Origin of the sequence: Delftia sp. DS1230, from assembly GCF_040112715.1 — a bacterium.
GTDB classification, from domain to species: domain Bacteria; phylum Pseudomonadota; class Gammaproteobacteria; order Burkholderiales; family Burkholderiaceae_C; genus Comamonas; species Comamonas tsuruhatensis.
On the sequence record NZ_CP157763.1, the window covers coordinates 3,598,806 to 3,615,673 of the forward strand.

Annotated in this window: 18 protein-coding genes; 15 read left to right on the forward strand and 3 right to left on the reverse strand. The window is 60.7% G+C overall.

Going from position 1 to position 16,868, the window contains the following annotated elements; genetic code table 11:
• Window positions 1–73 precede the first annotated feature (73 nt).
• The gene (locus AAN986_RS16185; RefSeq protein WP_047219569.1) at window positions 74–2,275 is read right to left on the reverse strand and encodes a TonB-dependent siderophore receptor; all 2,202 of its coding nucleotides are present in this window, start codon (window positions 2,273–2,275) and stop codon (window positions 74–76) included.
• Window positions 2,276–2,390: 115 nt separating this feature from the next.
• Window positions 2,391–3,170: an ankyrin repeat domain-containing protein gene (locus tag AAN986_RS16190; protein ID WP_017406456.1), complete on the reverse strand. Its 780-nt coding sequence runs from the start codon at window positions 3,168–3,170 to the stop codon at window positions 2,391–2,393.
• Window positions 3,171–3,366: 196 nt separating this feature from the next.
• On the opposite strand from AAN986_RS16190, the gene AAN986_RS16195 reads away from it, so the two are divergent.
• Window positions 3,367–3,843: an SH3 domain-containing protein gene (locus AAN986_RS16195; protein ID WP_047219568.1), complete on the forward strand. Its 477-nt coding sequence runs from the start codon at window positions 3,367–3,369 to the stop codon at window positions 3,841–3,843.
• 21 nt (window positions 3,844–3,864) lie between these two features.
• On the opposite strand, the gene thiD is transcribed toward AAN986_RS16195, so the two are convergent.
• Window positions 3,865–4,746 carry a bifunctional hydroxymethylpyrimidine kinase/phosphomethylpyrimidine kinase gene (gene thiD / locus AAN986_RS16200; protein ID WP_047219567.1) on the reverse strand — a complete coding sequence of 294 codons (882 nt, stop codon included), beginning with the start codon at window positions 4,744–4,746 and terminating at the stop codon, window positions 3,865–3,867.
• Window positions 4,747–5,100: 354 nt separating this feature from the next.
• On the opposite strand from thiD, the gene AAN986_RS16205 reads away from it, so the two are divergent.
• The 14 genes from AAN986_RS16205 to AAN986_RS16270 all read left to right on the forward strand — a co-directional run bounded on the left by AAN986_RS16205 (window position 5,101) and on the right by AAN986_RS16270 (window position 16,846).
• Window positions 5,101–6,219, forward strand: coding sequence for an FAD-dependent oxidoreductase (locus AAN986_RS16205; RefSeq protein ID WP_082138165.1), 1,119 nt, complete (start codon window positions 5,101–5,103; stop codon window positions 6,217–6,219).
• 118 nt (window positions 6,220–6,337) lie between these two features.
• Window positions 6,338–6,535, forward strand: a complete 198-nt coding sequence (thiS, locus tag AAN986_RS16210) for a sulfur carrier protein ThiS (protein ID WP_012205130.1) — start codon at window positions 6,338–6,340, stop codon at window positions 6,533–6,535.
• 32 nt (window positions 6,536–6,567) lie between these two features.
• On the forward strand, window positions 6,568–7,377 hold the full coding sequence (locus AAN986_RS16215) for a thiazole synthase (RefSeq protein ID WP_016452920.1): 810 nt from the start codon (window positions 6,568–6,570) through the stop codon (window positions 7,375–7,377).
• 11 nt (window positions 7,378–7,388) lie between these two features.
• Complete coding sequence (thiE, locus tag AAN986_RS16220) at window positions 7,389–8,312, forward strand: thiamine phosphate synthase (protein ID WP_047219566.1); 924 nt, start codon at window positions 7,389–7,391, stop codon at window positions 8,310–8,312.
• Window positions 8,313–8,406: 94 nt separating this feature from the next.
• Window positions 8,407–8,955, forward strand: coding sequence for a transposase (locus tag AAN986_RS16225; RefSeq protein WP_047219565.1), 549 nt, complete (start codon window positions 8,407–8,409; stop codon window positions 8,953–8,955).
• Between the two features lie 152 nt (window positions 8,956–9,107).
• Window positions 9,108–9,446: a transposase gene (locus AAN986_RS16230; RefSeq protein ID WP_047219564.1), complete on the forward strand. Its 339-nt coding sequence runs from the start codon at window positions 9,108–9,110 to the stop codon at window positions 9,444–9,446.
• Between the two features lie 551 nt (window positions 9,447–9,997).
• The gene (locus AAN986_RS16235; RefSeq protein ID WP_047219563.1) at window positions 9,998–10,933 is read left to right on the forward strand and encodes an SRPBCC family protein; all 936 of its coding nucleotides are present in this window, start codon (window positions 9,998–10,000) and stop codon (window positions 10,931–10,933) included.
• Window positions 10,926–11,696, forward strand: a complete 771-nt coding sequence (locus tag AAN986_RS16240) for an SDR family NAD(P)-dependent oxidoreductase (protein WP_047219562.1) — start codon at window positions 10,926–10,928, stop codon at window positions 11,694–11,696. The genes AAN986_RS16235 and AAN986_RS16240 overlap by 8 nt, the downstream gene beginning before the upstream one ends.
• Window positions 11,697–11,709: 13 nt before the next feature.
• Entirely contained in the window at window positions 11,710–12,975 is a 1,266-nt protein-coding gene (locus AAN986_RS16245; RefSeq protein WP_047219561.1) for a beta-ketoacyl-[acyl-carrier-protein] synthase family protein, read from the forward strand.
• A gap of 19 nt (window positions 12,976–12,994) precedes the next feature.
• On the forward strand, window positions 12,995–14,110 hold the full coding sequence (locus tag AAN986_RS16250) for a beta-ketoacyl synthase N-terminal-like domain-containing protein (protein WP_047219560.1): 1,116 nt from the start codon (window positions 12,995–12,997) through the stop codon (window positions 14,108–14,110).
• Window positions 14,107–14,361 carry a hypothetical protein gene (locus tag AAN986_RS16255; protein WP_047219559.1) on the forward strand — a complete coding sequence of 85 codons (255 nt, stop codon included), beginning with the start codon at window positions 14,107–14,109 and terminating at the stop codon, window positions 14,359–14,361. Before AAN986_RS16250 ends, AAN986_RS16255 begins: the two co-directional genes overlap by 4 nt.
• A gap of 513 nt (window positions 14,362–14,874) precedes the next feature.
• Window positions 14,875–15,615 (forward strand): hypothetical protein, encoded by a 741-nt coding sequence (locus AAN986_RS16260; protein ID WP_241150449.1) that lies wholly within the window; start codon window positions 14,875–14,877, stop codon window positions 15,613–15,615.
• Window positions 15,612–16,256, forward strand: coding sequence for an antibiotic biosynthesis monooxygenase (locus tag AAN986_RS16265; protein ID WP_047219556.1), 645 nt, complete (start codon window positions 15,612–15,614; stop codon window positions 16,254–16,256). Before AAN986_RS16260 ends, AAN986_RS16265 begins: the two co-directional genes overlap by 4 nt.
• On the forward strand, window positions 16,253–16,846 hold the full coding sequence (locus tag AAN986_RS16270) for an antibiotic biosynthesis monooxygenase (protein ID WP_047219555.1): 594 nt from the start codon (window positions 16,253–16,255) through the stop codon (window positions 16,844–16,846). The genes AAN986_RS16265 and AAN986_RS16270 overlap by 4 nt, the downstream gene beginning before the upstream one ends.
• Window positions 16,847–16,868 lie beyond the last annotated feature (22 nt).

Sequence of the window (16,868 nt, forward strand, 5' to 3'; positions counted from 1 at the left end):
GGGGCAGCCCGATTCAAGCCTGATTCATCCTGTCCCGGCGCCCACGGCACCGGAGACCAGGCCATCGTGCTTCTCAGAACTGGTAGAGCGCGGTCAATCTGACCGTGCGACCCTCTCCGTACTCCACGGCCGAGGAACGCGACTGCTCGCCCAGGCGCTGGCGCACGCCGGCCACATAGGCCTTGTTGCCGATGTTGTCGAGATTGAGCCGGAGCTTCCATTGCCGGTTGAGTTCATAGCCGACCATGGCGCTGTGCACCCAGTAAGCGGACAGCTTGCCGTCGCCGGCCGAGGTGACATTGCGCGTGCCCACGAAGCGCGCGCCATAGCCCACCGTCCAGCCCTGCGGCAACGCATAGGTAGTCCACAGGTTCAGCGAATGGCGCGGCGTATTGCCCAGCGCCTGGCCCACACGCGCAGGCTCGTTCAATGACTTGAGGGTCTTGCTGGCCATGAAGGTGTAGTTGGCGAAGACATCCCATTGCGGCGTCACCTTGCCTGCGGCACCGAGCTCCAGCCCGCGCACGCGCTGCTCTCCGGCTAGCAGATAGCTGCCATCGGCCATCTGCTCTCGGGCATTGGTCTTGTCCACCTGGAACAGGGCGCCGGTCAGCGCCAGCTGGCGGTCCAGCACATCCCACTTGGTTCCCAGTTCCAGGCTGGTGTTCTTCTCGGGTGCCAGCGAGGCCGTGGCCGCATCCAGGCCCGAGCCCGTGGAGACCAGGAATTCGGCGGAAGGGTTGAAGGCCGTGCCGTAGGCCAGGTAGATGCGGCCGTTGTCGGCGGGCTTGAAGCTCAGGGCCGTGCGGCCGCTGAGCCGGCCGTCGGAGCTGTCCACCGCGGTGCGCACGCCAGCGGCCGTTGTGGCGTTGGAGCGCCCGTCGATCCAGTCATAGCGCAGGCCCAGGTTCAGATCCCAGCGCGGACCCAGCGCAATGGAGTCGATGGCATACAGCGCGCGGGTGTCCAGGCTGGTCTCGTTCCTTCCGCTGTTTTGCAAGTCCGTCGTGCCCGTCCAGTATCCGGGCGGACGGGCCAGCGGATAGCCGCCGGCCGGGAACTGCCGGTTGATGTTGTAGGAAGAGGTGGTACGGTCATAGGTCTCGCGTGCGATCTCGAAGCCCGTGATCAGCGTATGCCCCAGCACGCCTGTGTCGAAGCGCTGGGTCAGGTTGGTCTGGTTGATCCACAGGGTGGTGGCCGCATCGCGGCCATAGGCCTGGGGCCCTGCGGGCCGGTAGTAGCCAGGCTGCATGCCCCGGAGATCGACATGCGAGGCAGAGATCACGGTATCGCGGCTAAGCCGCGAGTAGCGCGAGAGGTTCTGCAGCTTGGCGCCCGAGGCGAAGTCATGCTCGATCTTCGCGGTCAGGGCATCCTGGCCGATCTTTTCCCGATCAAGGTTGCGCCAGCCGAAATAGGCATTGCGCGAGACGCCATCGAGCATCTTGCCGCGAAAGGCCGGCACGCCATAGTCGGGAAGATTGTCATCGCTCTGATGGAAGAAGCCGAGGGTCAGGCGCGTGGGCGAATTCAATCCCAGGGCCAGCGAGGGCGCCACGCCCCAGCGCCGCTTGAAGATGGTGTCGCGCCCGGCCACGTCGCTGTCATGGCCCATGAGGTTCAGGCGCATGGCGGCCTTGCCGCCAGCCAGCACCCTGTTGGCGTCGAGCGTGACGCGCCGGTAGCTGCCCGTGCCCAGGCCAGCGTCGGCCTCGGTGAAGTCATGGGCCTTGGGCTGCTTGCTGATCATGTTGATGCTGCCGCCCGAGGTGCCCGCGCCGCCGAAGACCGAGTTGGGTCCCTTGATGACCTCGACGGATTGCGTGTTGAAGAGATCGCTTCGGCTCTTCTGCCCGCTGTCGCGCAGCCCGTCGATCTGCAGGTTGGCGTTGGCGCTGAAGCCGCGGATGTTGATGCTGTCGCCCGAGCCTGCACCGCCCTCGCCCGCATTGAAGGTGATGCCGGATACATTGGACAGCGCCTGCTGCAGGCTCAGGGCGTTTTGCTCCTGCAGCACCTGCCCGGGCACCACGGTGATGGTCTGCGGCACATCCAGCAGCGGCTTGGCGTATTTGGCCGATTCGGATGCCTCGGTGCGCGAGCCGGTGGAGCGCTGCCCGGAGACGGTCAAGGGCGCCAACTGCACCTGACGCTCATCGGCAGTGGCGTCCTGCGCATAAGCGGGCGTGACCAGCGCCGCAGCGAACACCGAAAAAAGGCACGACTGGGGGCCGGAGACGAAGGGTCGAGATAGCAAATGTGCTGTGCGCATGGCAAAGATCCACGTTGAAAATGGGAATCATTTGCAACGCAGCCTTTCCAAAGCAATCAGACCCGTCTGAATCTGGCGCATCACCCCTGGTTTCAGGCGTTTTCACTTGCGCCGATCAGCGCGCTCCAGCCTCCTGCAGCAGGCGCTCCACCTCATGCTGGCTGCGCTGGCGGGCGTGGACGACGGCGGTCACGCCATCCTTGTCGGGCAGATTGAGATCGGCCCTGGCCGCGATCAGCTGGCGGACGATGTCCTGGTAGCGCGGGCCTCCGTCGCCCAGCAAAACGGCTTCGAGCAGGCAGGTCCAGCCCAGCCGGTTCACATGGTCGGCCCGTACACCGGCAGCCAGCAAGGCCTGCACGGTATCGACGTGGCCGCGCTCGCAGGCCGGGATCAGCGCCGTGCCGCCGTAGCGGTTGGTGCTTTGCAGATCGGCGCCGTACGACAGCGTCATGCGCAGTATCTCCAGGCGGCCCAGGGCACCGGCCAGCAGATAGGCACTGTCCTGCAGGTCATTCTTGAGATTGGGGTTGGCCCCATGGACCAGCAGCGAGCGCGCGACTTCCACATGGTTGCCGCGCACGGCCAGCAGCAGCGGCGTATTGCCCTGCCGGTCACGCACATCGACAGGTGCGCCGCGCTTGAGCCAGTCGCGTACCTGCAGCGCCTCGCCGGCCTGGGCGGCCGCCAGCAGCGCGGGGCCGAATTCCGGGCGATTCACCGCACCCTCCTGCGCCCTGGCCGCATCGCGGCCCTCAGCGGCTGTGGCCACAGCCTGCGCCTCCTGCGCCTGCGTCTCTTGTCCCTGCGCATCCGCCAGTCCCGCGGCAAGACAGGCCGTCAGGATTGCAGCGTGCCGGACATGGGCGCCGGATCGGGAAACAGCATGGTGCATACAAGCCCTCCTGGAAAACACGGTTGTGCGGCAAGCGTAAGGCAAGCTTGCCCGGTTGCGCATGAAGCCGGGGCGTCGCACGTCAGTTTCATTCAGGAACTATAGCTACATCGCCTGATCCCACGCGCTTTCCCCGGGCTTGCGCCGGAAAGTCTTCGCGCGCCAGCCTTTCTCAAACGAAAGGAGACCTGTTCCCGTGTCTTGCAACAAAAGCCGTGCCGCCCGCTGGATGGCCGCAGCCGCCACCGCCCTCGCCGTCCTCACCACCACCCTGGCCCCGGCCGTCGCCCATGCGCGCGAGTTCGTCAGCGTCAAGGGCGCCAGCGTCAATGTGCGGCAGCAGCCCACCACGCGCTCGGCCACGCTGTGGGAACTGGGCAAGGGCTATCCGCTGCAGGTGGTGCAGCGCAAGGGCCAGTGGCTGCGCGTCAGGGACAACGAGAGCACGCTGGGCTGGGTGCATGCGCCGCTGACCGGCAAGACCCCGCACATGGTGGTGACCGGGCGCACCGCCAATCTGCGCGCAGGCCCGGGCCAGAAACACCGCGTGGTGGGCAAGCTGGCTGAGCTGGAGGTGGTGCGCACGCTCAAGAAGCAGGGCTCCTGGGCACATGTCCAGCGCGACAACGGCCAAAAGGGCTGGGTGGCGCGCAGCCTGACCTGGGGCTGGTGAACCAGGCGCTGCGCCGAACGTTCAGCCGTTGACCACGACCTGCGCGCGCGGCGCATAGCCGTGGTTCAGCGGACCGTGGCCGGCGCCCGTGAACACATCGGCACCGGCCGCAATCGCGCCCAGGATGTACTCGCGCGCCTGGGCCACGGCCGCCTCCAGCGGCAGGCCCAGCGCCAGGTGCGAGGCAATCGCCGAAGACAGCGTGCAGCCCGTGCCGTGCCCATTGTGCGTGGCAATGCGCTGCGACTGCAGGCGCAGCCGCTGGCCGTTGCCATGGCCCAGCAGGTCCACCACCAGATCGCCCGACAAGTGCCCGCCCTTGAGCAAGGCGGCCGGCGCGCCCAGCGCCAGGAGTTCCTGCACGGCGCCGTCCAGTGCGTCTATGCCGTCAATGGAGTGGCCCAGCAGCAGCGCGGCCTCGTCCAGATTGGGCGTGACCACGGTGGCCAGGGGGAACAGTTCGCGCACCAGCACGGAGGCGGTTTCCGGGGCAATCAGCCGGTCGCCGCTGGTGGCCACCATCACGGGGTCCAGCACCACGTTGCGCAGCTGGTGGCGGCGGATGGCATCGGCCACCACCTGCACCACCTCGGGCGTGGCCAGCATGCCGATCTTGACGGCGTCGGCGCCGATGTCCTCGACCACCGCATCGATCTGGCCGCGCAGTATGTCCACGGGAATGCCGTGGATGCCGCTGACGCCCAGCGTGTTCTGCACGGTGATGGCCGTGATGGCCGTCATGCCGTAGCAGCCCAGGGCGCTGCAGGTCTTGAGGTCGGCCTGTATGCCGGCGCCGCCGCCGCTGTCGGAGCCCGCGATGATGAGCACGCGTGCATAGCGCTTGCGCGCGGCGGGAGCCGGTTCGGTGGATGCGGCGGTCGAAGGGGAGTGGTCGGCAGTCATGGGCGAAAATTATCACCCATGCGCATGGTCAATACCGGCAGCTGCGGGATGTGCTGTAATGCCTGCTGACGGACGAAACAGGGGTGTCCCGTCGGTGAAACAGGGCCTGGCCCGCCTCGCCGATGCGTGACTGAGAAACACCCTGGGGCCCCGGGGCGACCAGCCCCCTGCCGCACAAGCCTGCACCACAGGCACCTTGCCGCGCAGCGCCCCTGCACCCGATCCAGGTCATGCTGGCGTGGGGAGTTTCAATCAATCGGGGTGGTACGCCGCGTTTTGTCCAGCACATGCCCTGTGCGCGGACAGCCGGCCGGCAGTCCCACGGGCATGGGCGCACTTGACCACCAGATGCACATGTCCGTTCTACAAGCTTCTTCCCGCATCGCCATTCTGGGCGGCGGCCTCATGGGCCGGCTGCTGGCATTGGCGCTGGCCCGTCGCGGCCACGGCATCGCCGTATACGACGCCCACGGCCCCGAAGGCGATGGCGCAGCGGCCCGCGTGGCCGCCGCCATGCTCGCGCCCCTGGCCGAATCGGCCATCACCGAGCCCGGCGTGGTGCGCATGGGCCAGCACGGCCTGACGCGCTGGCCCGAACTGCTGGCCCAGCTCGATGCGCCCGTGTTCTTTCAGCAAAACGGCACCCTCATCCTCTGGCACCGCCAGGACGCTGGCGATGCCCAGCGCTTTTTCGGCCTGCTGGAGAAAAACCGCCGCATCAACCCCAGCCTTCCCGCGCTGCAGCCGCTGGCCGACCAGGCCCTGCACGACTGCGAGCCCGCGCTTGAGCGGCGCTTCGCCCAGGCCATGTACCTGCAGGGCGAGGGCCAGCTGGACAACCGCCAGCTGCTGGCCTCACTCCACGCCACGCTGACCCGCCTGGGCGTGGAGCAGCACTGGAACCAGCCGCGCGAGCTGGCCGACTTCCGCCCCGGCTCGCCGGGCCAGCCCGACTGGGTGCTGGACTGCCGGGGCCTGGGCGCACGCGGCCAGTGGCCTGCGCTGCGCGGCGTGCGCGGCGAGGTGGTTCGCATCCATGCGCCCGAGGTCACGCTGCAGCGGCCCACGCGCCTGATCCATCCGCGCTACCCGATCTACATTGCGCCCAAGGAGGACCACCTCTTCGTCATCGGCGCCACCGAGATCGAGTCCGACGACATGTCGCCGGCCAGCGTGCGCTCCACGCTGGAGCTGCTGAGTGCCGCCTACACCGTGCATCCGGGTTTTGCCGAGGGCCGCATCGTCGAGATCGCCACCCAGTGCCGCCCCACCCTGCCCGACAATCTGCCGGCCGTGCGCTGGAGCGCGCCGCGCGTGATGGAGGTCAACGGCCTGTACCGCCATGGCTTCATGATCGCGCCGGCCATGCTGGACGTGGTGCTGGAGCTGCTCGACGGCGGTGATTCCGAACTGGCCCGCCGCTTCGATGTTCCCGTCGAACATGCGCCATCGCAGCACAAGGCAGCCGCCTGAACGGCACGCACGGCACTTTCACGCACAACAGACCGGACATGCACGCAGGGCCACCAGCCCCGGCCCTGCCTAAGATCGAACAAGCCCCCGTACCCGCCTTTCGTTTCCCCCTGCCGCCATGAACATCACCATCAACCAGCAAGCGACCGAACTGAGCGACGGAGCCACCGTGGCCGACGCGCTGGCCCAGCTTGCGCCGCGCCCGCCCTTTGCCGTGGCCATCAACACCGTCTTCGTACCCAAGGCCCGCTATGCCGAGCAGGCGCTGAACGACGGCGACCGCCTCGAAGTGATCTCGCCGGTGACCGGCGGCTGATGCCCCATCCGACTCTCCCATTGCCTCACGCCATGACGACTTCCGCCCCTTCCTCCGACGACAGCCTGGTCCTGTACGGCCAGCGCTTTGACAGCCGCCTGCTGCTGGGCACCTCCCGCTACCCCTCGCCCGCCGTGCTGGAAGCTGCCGTGCAGCGTGCCCGCCCCGCCATGGTCACGGCCTCGCTGCGCCGCCAGGGCAGCAATGCCGCCGAGACCGGTGCCAGCTTCTGGGAATTGCTCAAGAAGCTGGCCGTGCCCGTGCTGCCCAACACGGCCGGCTGCATGACCGTGCAGGAAGCCGTGACCACGGCCCAGATGGCACGCGAAGTCTTCGAGACCCCCTGGATCAAGCTGGAGCTGATCGGCGACGACTACACCCTGCAGCCCGACACGCTGAACCTGGTCGAGGCCGCCTCCATCCTCATCAAGGACGGCTTCCAGGTCCTGCCCTACACCACCGAGGACCTGGTGCTGTGCCAGCGCCTGGTGGATGTGGGCTGCCAGGCCGTCATGCCCTGGGCGGCGCCCATCGGCACGGGCCGCGGCCCCGTCAACCCCTATGCCATGCAGACACTGCGTGAGCGCCTGAAGGTGCCGCTGATCGTGGATGCGGGCCTGGGCCGCCCGTCCCATGCCTGCCAAGTCATGGAGTGGGGCTATGACGCCGTGCTGCTGAACACGGCCGTGGCCCTGTCCGAAGACCCGGTGGCCATGGCCGGCGCCTTTGCCGATGCCGTGAATGCCGGCCACGCCGCCCACCGCGCCGGCGCCATGGCCGAACAATCGGCCGCCCAGCCCAGCACGCCCGTGCTGGGCACGCCGTTCTGGCACCACGGCTGAGGAGACCGGCCATGAGCAACGACTCCATCCAGTCCTGGGCAGATGCCATCGTGCGCCTGCACGGCGCCACCTTCGCCCCTGAAGGCTCCGCCCTGCCCTCCCAGCCCGTGCCGCAGGCACAGCGCCAGGAGCCGGCCTATCTTGCGGCGCTGCAGGCCTGCAGCGCGCTGGGCTTCATCGCCATCGACGCCGAGACGCTGGCCTGCGCCTGGCAGGCGCAGACGCTGCGCAGGGGCCGCTTCGAGGCCACGCTATGGCCCGACGATCCGCGCGACTTCGGCCTGGAGGGCGCCGATCCCGCACTGGCCTTCCCGGACTGCCCAAGGTCCCTGGGCCTGTACGGCGTGCTGCCCGATGCGCAATGGGTGGGCCGCATGGCCCGCGCCGGTGTGCCCACCGTGCAATTGCGCTTCAAGTCCGAGGACCGCGACGCCATCGCCCGCGAAGTGCGCGCCGCCGTGGCCGCCGTGGAAGGCACGGGCGCCCTGCTCTTCATCAACGACCACTGGCGCGAGGCCATCGATGCCGGCGCCTATGGCGTGCATGTGGGCCAGGAAGACCTGGATGCGCTGGCCGGTGCCGACCTGCAGGCCATCCACGCCTCGGGCCTGCGCCTGGGCGTGAGCACGCATGGCTATGCCGAAATGGTGCGCGCCCATGCGGTGCAGCCCAGCTACATCGCGCTGGGCGCCGTCTTTCCCACCACGCTCAAGAAAATGGCCACGGCTCCGCAGGGCCTGGCGCGCCTGGGCGCCTATGTGCGCCTGATGCAGCGCTATCCGCTGGTGGCCATCGGCGGAATCTCGGCCGACCAGTTCCCGGCCGTGCGCGCCACGGGCGTAGGCTCGGTGGCCGTGGTGCGGGCGCTGGTCAATGCCGAGGATCCAGAAGCGGCGGCGCAGCAGTTGCTCGCAAGCATGCACGCTGCCGACTGAGGTACTGGCCAAGTGCCAAGGCAAAAAGGGAGCATGTCAGGCTGTGTAAAAAGTCTTCAGCTGTCCTAGTCGCGATGCCCTCCAGGAGTTAGCCTTGAGGGCATCGTTGTTTGTGGAGCAGCTCTACGGCCCGCCGCAGTGGAGAGAGCCGGCACAAGCCGCCCTGTTACCAGTAATGCTCGATGAGTTTGTCGCGCCAGATGCCCTTGTCCGCGTCATCGACGGCTGGATTGCCGCTTTACCCATGGCTTATCTGGGCTTTGCCAAGTCCATCCTCCAACGCATGGGCGCGCCGCCATATGACACTGCCGATCTGCTGCGGCTCTATCTCCAGGGCTATCTCAACGCGACACGTCCCTTTCGCTCTTTGAGGCGCGAGTGCCACCACAACGCCGAGTGCATGTGGCTGCTCGGTCGCCTGGCTCCAGACTACAAGACCATCGCCGAATTCCGCCGAGGCAATCTGCAGGCATTGGTTTCCACCAGTGCTGCCTTCGTGCAGTTCGCCCGCACGCAGTGCTTGATCGCCCCGACGACTGTGGCCATCGACGGCTGCAAGGTGCAGGCCGTCGCCTCAAGCAAAGCCATCGTCGGCCCGCGCCGGGCCTGGTACAAAAAGCCCAGTGCAATGCCCAGCAGATAGAGAGATACCTCGCCTTACTCGAAGAATCGGCCCGGCAGGAGACGTCAACGCCCGGGCAGGGCATTCGTGTGTGCAAGGCTTTGGCATAACTGCAGGCCAACAGCGAGGCAACTGCAGGCTAGGCAAAGGCCCTGGCCGCCAGTGGCAAGACCATGTACATCACCATCGAGTCCGATGCCCAGGTCATGCAAAGCCTCAACAGTGTGCCGGGCTACAACCTGCCGACCGCTGTGGAGGCCGAGAGCCACCTGATAGTGGCCCACGAGGGCTGTGCCGATGCCAACGATCAGAGGCAGATCCAGCCAATGGCCCAAGCCGCAAGCGATGTACTGCTAGCACCCTGCACCGCTGATGCGGGTTATGCCAATGCAGCGCAGATCACCGCACTGCAAGCCCAGGGCATACGGTGTTATGTGCCGGCCAAGCGCACGATCAACAACCAAACTGGAGGGCGCCGCAGCGGCCTGCCTCCTTGGAGTACGGATCGATGAGAGCTATCAGGCCTGCTCATGGCACCACTTGATCCATCGATTCCAAGCACTCACTCTTGTGTGTGCACTTGTTGGACTGCGGCTGGGCTAGGCTGATTTGCTTCATGGGTGATGAGTATGGTCGCCGTCGCTCAACGCAAGCACGTCTCGCATGGATTCTTGCAGACCCTCTTTAGCGTGCGCACTCCCTCGCATTCGAGAAACCAGGACGATGCCCAATAATCCTGAAATGACAGCATCTGAGCGCGCGCCTGCAATTCCTAGGAGAACTCTGATTTTCCAAAAAGGACTTGCCAAGCGATAGGCATGTGGAAAAAAATAAATCTCAGTTGCAAATCTCCAGGGATCCAGGATTTTGGTCCGACGCTCACTGTCATCCCGAGAATAGAGATTCTTACCGACGCAACAAATCTGCCCCTCATCATTTTGGGCGCCAAAGACGGCGTCTCCTTTTCGCTTAAGCGCCGTCAGCGGATGCTCGATTCTTCAGAAGCCTCGGAGTAACAAGCAACTCCAAACCGCATACTACCTGCAGGGAGAGGTCAAGTTTAATGAAAACGGAACATAGTATTCTCATCTGCCATTCGCCTGAGGAAGCGTTTCAGGTAAGCCTCAACGTTGCTAAATGGCCCGAAATTTTCCCTCCCTGCCTGGAAGCCAACGTCCTTTCGGAAACGGAGACGGAGCAGGCTATCGCGCTAACAGCCCTGGCCAACGGTCAAATCCTATCCTGGCAGTCGGTCCGGCAGATTGATCGCAAGCGTCGCTTAATCAAATTTCGCCAAAGTAAACCTTCACCCTTGGTCAAGTCGATGGTGGGCTCCTGGACCTTCGACCCGCTCCCCAAAGGCTGCAAGATTAGCCTGATGCATGAATTCGAGATCGCAGATCAGGTGAAAGGATTCGTTCCTGAAGTCGAGACCAAAGAACAAGCGATGCAATTCATGGAACGGAGTATCGAGGCAAACAGCAACCGCGAGCTATCTGCAATTGCAAAGCACTTGGATCAGAAAGCCTGGTATCACAGTTTCTCGGAGACCATGATTTTCTATGCCCCCAAAAACCTCATTCTAGACCTGATCTGGGACGCAGAAGAATGGCCGAACTTGCTGCCGCACTGTTCGAATATAAGAATGATTTATTCCGATAGCGTGAACCAAGAGTTTGTTATGACCGTAAATGTTACCAATGGGACTGAAGAGATTCGGAGCATTCGCAGGAAAGATGTCGACGCGATTTCATACTTCCAGCCCTCTCCCCCAGAGGTTCTCCTGGAACATCGTGGTTCGTGGACATTTTCGTCTGTGAACGAAGGCTCTGGGATAGCGGTCACCTCGTACCATGAGGTACTACTCAATCCTTCACTCTGGGCCGCGAAAGGATCGCGGAACGACGCCAAGCAAAAGGTCGAAACCGCGATCAATCTTAATAGTTTCGGCACTATGAAGGCCATCAAATCAAGGTTGGAAGGCAGATCAAATGCGTAATGCAATAGTGACTGGCGGAAGCCGCGGCATTGGCTTATCGATAGCGCAGAGCCTCTTAAACGCAGGCTACAACGTTGCAATAGTCGGGCGTAGTCAGTCCAATCTCGATGCCGCCGTGAAACAGCTCTCTGGGACGGGTCGGGAGGTAATCGGAATACGATGCGATGTAACAGATTCCGATGAAATTACCCAAATGACATCGTCCGCTGTCGAAAAACTTGGTCCTATCAAGGTTCTCGTGAACTGCGCGGGTCGCAGCGGCGGCGGTGTGACGGAGAATATCGATAATGAGTTATGGCTATCTGTTATCAATACAAACCTGAATTCTGTTTTCTTCGTAACGAAAGAGGTTCTCAGGTCCAAGGCAATGGGCGCTGGCGGTGCCATTATCAATATTGCTTCAACAGGGGGCAAGCAAGGAGTTGTGCATGGTGCCCCCTATAGTGCTTCGAAGCATGGTGTTATTGGGTTCACCAAAGCACTTGGATTGGAGCTCGCGCGCAAAAGGGCAGACATCACCGTCAATGCAGTGTGCCCGGGCTTTGTCGAAACCGAGATGGCCGCGACGGTCCGTCAAAACTACGCGAAGCTCTGGAGCGTCACCCCCGAGGAAGCCAAGCGACGGATTGAGGAACGTGTGCCGCTCGGACGGTACATCGAACCCGGCGAGGTCGCCAGCATGGTTATCTACTTGGCATCCGACCAGGCGCGCGGGATCACGGCCCAGGCAATGAATGTCTGCGGCGGTCTTGGAAATTACTAATTCAAGAGGGTTTATGAAAAAGAAGCGTGTGGCCGTCACGGGCCTGGGTGTCATTGCACCCAACGGATGCAATGTTGAAGATTTCTGGACCGCAACGTGCAATGGCAGAAGTGGTGTGCGGCCAATCACGACTTTCGATGCTTCACCGTTCAAGGCCAAGGTGGCCGGGATCGTCGAGTACTTCGACGAGGAAGACTGCGAGGTCTCTGCCGCTTCTCAGGCTGGATATGATCGTTATGTCCTGTTCGCTCTGGCCGCTGCCTCGGAAGCAGTCAATATGGCCAAGCTCGATTTCGACAAACTTGATCCTCATCGTATCGGAGTTTGCGTTGCAACCGCTATCGGTGCGACGAAGTATCTGGAAGAAGAATTTCTGCACCTCACGGATGGCGGGCATGGTGACGTCGATGCGGAAAAGGCGTCACCAGTACTGCTGTCAGGCCTTGGCTTTCACGTCGCATCTACGGAGATCGCCCGTCGCTACGGCGCATCCGGACCGGTCTCGACATTGGCAACGGGCTGCACGGGCGGTATTGACGCTGTCGGCGAGGCGTTGGATATGATCCGGTCCGGCAATGCGGACATTGTCATCGCGGGAGCGTCAGATGCACCGATAACTCCTATCGCGCTCGGTGCTTTCGATATCATCGGCGCCGTTACCAATGATCGGAACGACAAGCCCGAATCCGCCTCCCGGCCATATGATGCATCGCGCAGCGGCTTTGTACTCGCCGAGGGCGCTGGAATATTCATTCTGGAAGACATGGAACACGCGATTGCTCGCGATGCACATATTTTCGCGGAAATCTCTGGTTTTGGGTCGACATGCAACGCCCATCATATGACAGACCTCAAACCTGATGGCGAGGATTTACATCGGGCCATGATTTTGAGTCTTGCCGATGCGGGGGTTGCTTTCTCAGAGATTTCGCATGTCAATGCTCACGGAAGTTCGACGCCACAGAATGACATCAACGAAACCAATGCGATCAAGCGAACCTTCGGAGACTATGCATATCGCATACCTGTTACCTCCATAAAGTCGATCGTAGGGCATGCTCTGGCGGCGGCCAATGCAATTGAGCTGGTCGCATCTATACAGTCGATTGTCCACCAAGAGGTTCCACCGACGCTCAATCTGCACCAGCCCGACCCAGCCTGCGACCTCGACTATGTACCCGGCAAGGGGCGGCCGGCGGTGCTGGGACATATTCTCAAGGACGCAAGTGGCTTCTCCGGAATTCATAGCGCCTTGATCATCTCGCAAATCGTCCCCTAACGCAGAGGATTGCATAACCATGGAGCGTAATGCTGTCATCACGGGCATTGGAGTCATCTTACCTGGCATACGAACCAAGGAAGATCTCTGGACATCCCAATCAAATTCCAGCATCTTTTTCAGGCAGGTCTCAAAAAATATCAGCGGAGCCAGCATCGACCCATCCGAATTCAAGGGAGAGATTTCAGGCCGAACGGCCATAAAGATCGACGTTTTCACAAGCTATGCTCTAATCGCAACTCAGTCAGCAATTGCAGATGCTGGGATAGATATAGAGATAATCGACAGGCAAAGAACTGGCGTGTTTGTCGGAAACTGTTTTGGCGGCTGGCAATTCACGGAACGCGAGTTGCGGAAACTATATCTCCAGGGGCCACGAGCTGTCAGCCCATTCCAAGCCACCAGCTGGTTTCCCACTGCACCTCAGGGACAAATCAGCATCCTTCACGGTCTAAAGGGCTTCAGTAAGACCTATATGGCTGATCGAATGAGTAGCCTCTTATCTGTAGCGGCAGCAGCAGCAAAGATCCGCTCAGGTATCCTGGATGTGGCAATCGCTGGTGGGACTGAAAGCACCAACACCGGTTTTATCTATGCCGGCCTCGACTTCGTTCCGTCAGCGCACGCGGTGGATGGCAGCAAACACGGGTTTCGAATTTCTGAGGGCTCGACATTCCTCGTGCTCGAAGAGGAGGAGGCAGCGCGACGGCGCGGTGCCCGAATCTATGCCCGCATAGGCGCTTTCTCACAGGCCAACAGCCCGAGCAAGGCGGACCGATACCCTACGGATGCCGATGCATTCCGCCGCACGATGCGTTCCGTGATCGGTAATCGTCAGCCGGAGATCGTGATCTCGGACGCAAGCGGTCTCGATTGCGTCGAGAACGCTGAACATGAGGCCATCGCCAACATCGCCTCGAAGTCGATTATTGCTCGCCCCAAAGAACGTATCGGCCACACCTTCGGTGCGGAAAGCGCAGTCGACATCGCGTTTGGCTGCCTTATGCTTGAAAAGCAGCAGCAATCTCCGCATATCATCGGTCAACCAGTCTCGATTGAACGTATTGTCATAAATGCCGCTGCCATGGGTGGCGGAGTCGCAAGCCTAATCATTGAGCATGGGAGCACATCATGAAAGATCATGTATCCATTGAAGCAATCGTGATTAATTCCTTGAAGGCCCTTGTCGAAAGCGAGGGGTTGAAAGTCGAGATCACGCGGACAAGTATTATGGCAGATGACCTTGGGGTTGACTCCACAGAGTTGGTTTTCATCCTCCTCGAAATCGAAAAGCAAACAGCTCAAGCGTTGAAAGACATTGACTACGGCCGGATTAGCACCGTTGGCGATCTGATTGATGCAGCCCAAGAGGCTGCCGGTGTATAGGTTTGACCAGCAACCTAGCTAGGCCCTGCGGCTTCTCGATTACAGCTGTTGCAGAAGGGAGCTCTGACCAGTGCCTTGTACGTTTAACTTCTATAAGTCCGTCTCAGAGGTTGGCCTGACTGAATCCACATATCGGGCAGGACAACTGATCGCTATCGCCTCAAGTGCGAAATTGGAGCTGCAGGGCTACGCCCAGCCTAGCTATGAGGCGATGGTGATCAGCAGCCGTCGAAATAGCATTGCTCAGCCTGCAGCGCTCAACTTTCGGACCCAGATCATCAGGCGTGGATATGGCGGGCGGCCCATGGCCGATGCGCCCAGCATCTTGCTGGTGACTTTGTGCTTGATGCGAGCGGCCGATCAGAGCCAATTCCTGAACCAGTTCGACCGCGCTTTGTCATTCATTAAGGGAAAACCAGGATTTTTCACATCACGCCTTTTCCGCGAATGCGACGCCATCGACCTGATCAGGTTCGTCAACATAGCTCATTGGTCCGACCTGAATAGATTTCAATGCGTTTTCCGCAATCCTGCGTTCCACAAGATCGTGAGTACGACCTTTCGCCCGACCAGCGAATTGATGTTGGCGGAAATTCCATCGACTTCGAAACACAAACTCCAATGATGCTTGCACGTATAGATATACTGACATCAGCTCAGATCGAGGAATGCTCCTCGCGTTGGCTTGAGCAGACCAATGAGGCTCTAAAAACCAGAAGCATAGATGCCGCTTGCCTTCTGAAAGTATTTAGACGCGTCAATCTTCCGGGGTACGCAGCAGTCAGCATCGCAATTATTAATGAACCGCCTGACGACATGGCATTCAATTCTGTTGACCAGGGGCTAGGAGCTGCAAATCTGTTCAGGCCCGTCGACCGCTGCCACGGACCTTGCTTTGTCGGCGACGTCCGTGAGCGAATGATAATTGTGAACCCGTATCGCATTTCCATCGAGGAAGCGCCCGCCAATGCCGAAATGTGGCTTGAGACGGCCACGATGATGAAAGATAAGCTTGGCTTTATGTCGGCAACCCTCTTCCAGACTATTACGCCTGGTCAGGGCGATTATCACTTTGTCAGCATGGCCGAATGGGCATCGGAGGATGCTTTTCTCTCGATATTTGGCGGCGAAGACTACCACGCCATCGTCGCCCCCTATCAAGAAAAATTTCAAATTTGCTTCGCTCGCACGGCCTATGCCAGCGAGGACGACACTTATTCTCCGCATGCGGTGATGACAGGAAAATCTTCATGATCATGGCACTTGACTTCATCCAAAGTGACCACCCTGCCGAAGCTGCTTCCATCTGGAACCTTATTGCGACGTATTTTTCGGGATGTGATGGTTTCGACAGGGCTCAGCTGGTCAAGGTCGATCAGGAGTATCAAACACGTTCGCGGTATGCGTTTGCCAGCCTTTGCAAATGGTCATCCGCGTCGGCATGGATCGCAGCGCGTGACCGAGCGCGACAGGAGCTCGCCATCATCGAGGCCCTACGCTCTGGAAAGGTCAGGTTCTTTGGCCATACCATGAGGCTCGTCGATGGGGACGACTATATTTTCTCCTCGGATACAAAACGATGCATATTGCTCGATGTCATTTATATTCCGAACGCGCGCGTCAATAACTACGAAGAAATGTGGAACCAGTGCAACGCGTACATGCGGACACAGCCCGGCTACATCAACGCATCGCTCTACCAAAATCAATCCGACGCTGATGAAGTGAAATTCATCAATATTGCGGAGTGGAATCGAACCAACGACCTTATCGACGCAACGCACACAAATCGATTCAGCGAAATTGTCGCTGACTTCAAAGAAGATTTCGCCCTCTATTTTTCTCATCGTTTGAGCATCGGACCTAAGCGCCTTCTCGGGGAGAGCGGCGCATGAATTATCTTATTGAAATTGTGCGAAGCAATGCGCAATTTAAGGACTACTGGCTCGCACGAGCTGACGAGCTTAATGCCATGAGCGCCGGCATTGTTATGGAGCTTTACTCGTTCAACGAGGATATCCGAAACGCGGACTATAGCCATTTGTCGATATTGAAGTTCGATTCACCAGAGCAGCGAGCAGATTTTCTATTTCATCCGACACGTCTGTTGGAACAGAAATTCGGGACTGACAGCATCGAGTGCGATCTCGATATCGAGATCGGATTACTTAGTGACGCGGCCAGCGGACACGTTTTCTTGATCAATCCATTCGAGATCCAGCAGGAAGACATCCCCGCTGTGCTCGACATGTGGCACAAAGCAAAGGGGCACATGATTGCCCATGAGGGCTTCATAAATGCCAGACTTTTCCGATCTAGTGATCCATCGGCTAAATACGGCCTCGTCAACGTGGCACATTGGCGGTCGTCAAAGTCGTTTAAGGATGCGCTCAACGACCAGGCATATGACAGCCATCGTGAACGATCCCTGAACTACAAGTTGCATCCGTCGCTCTGCAAATTCGAAGCCAGATTCCCCACTTAGCAGGGAATCTTGGTCACAATTA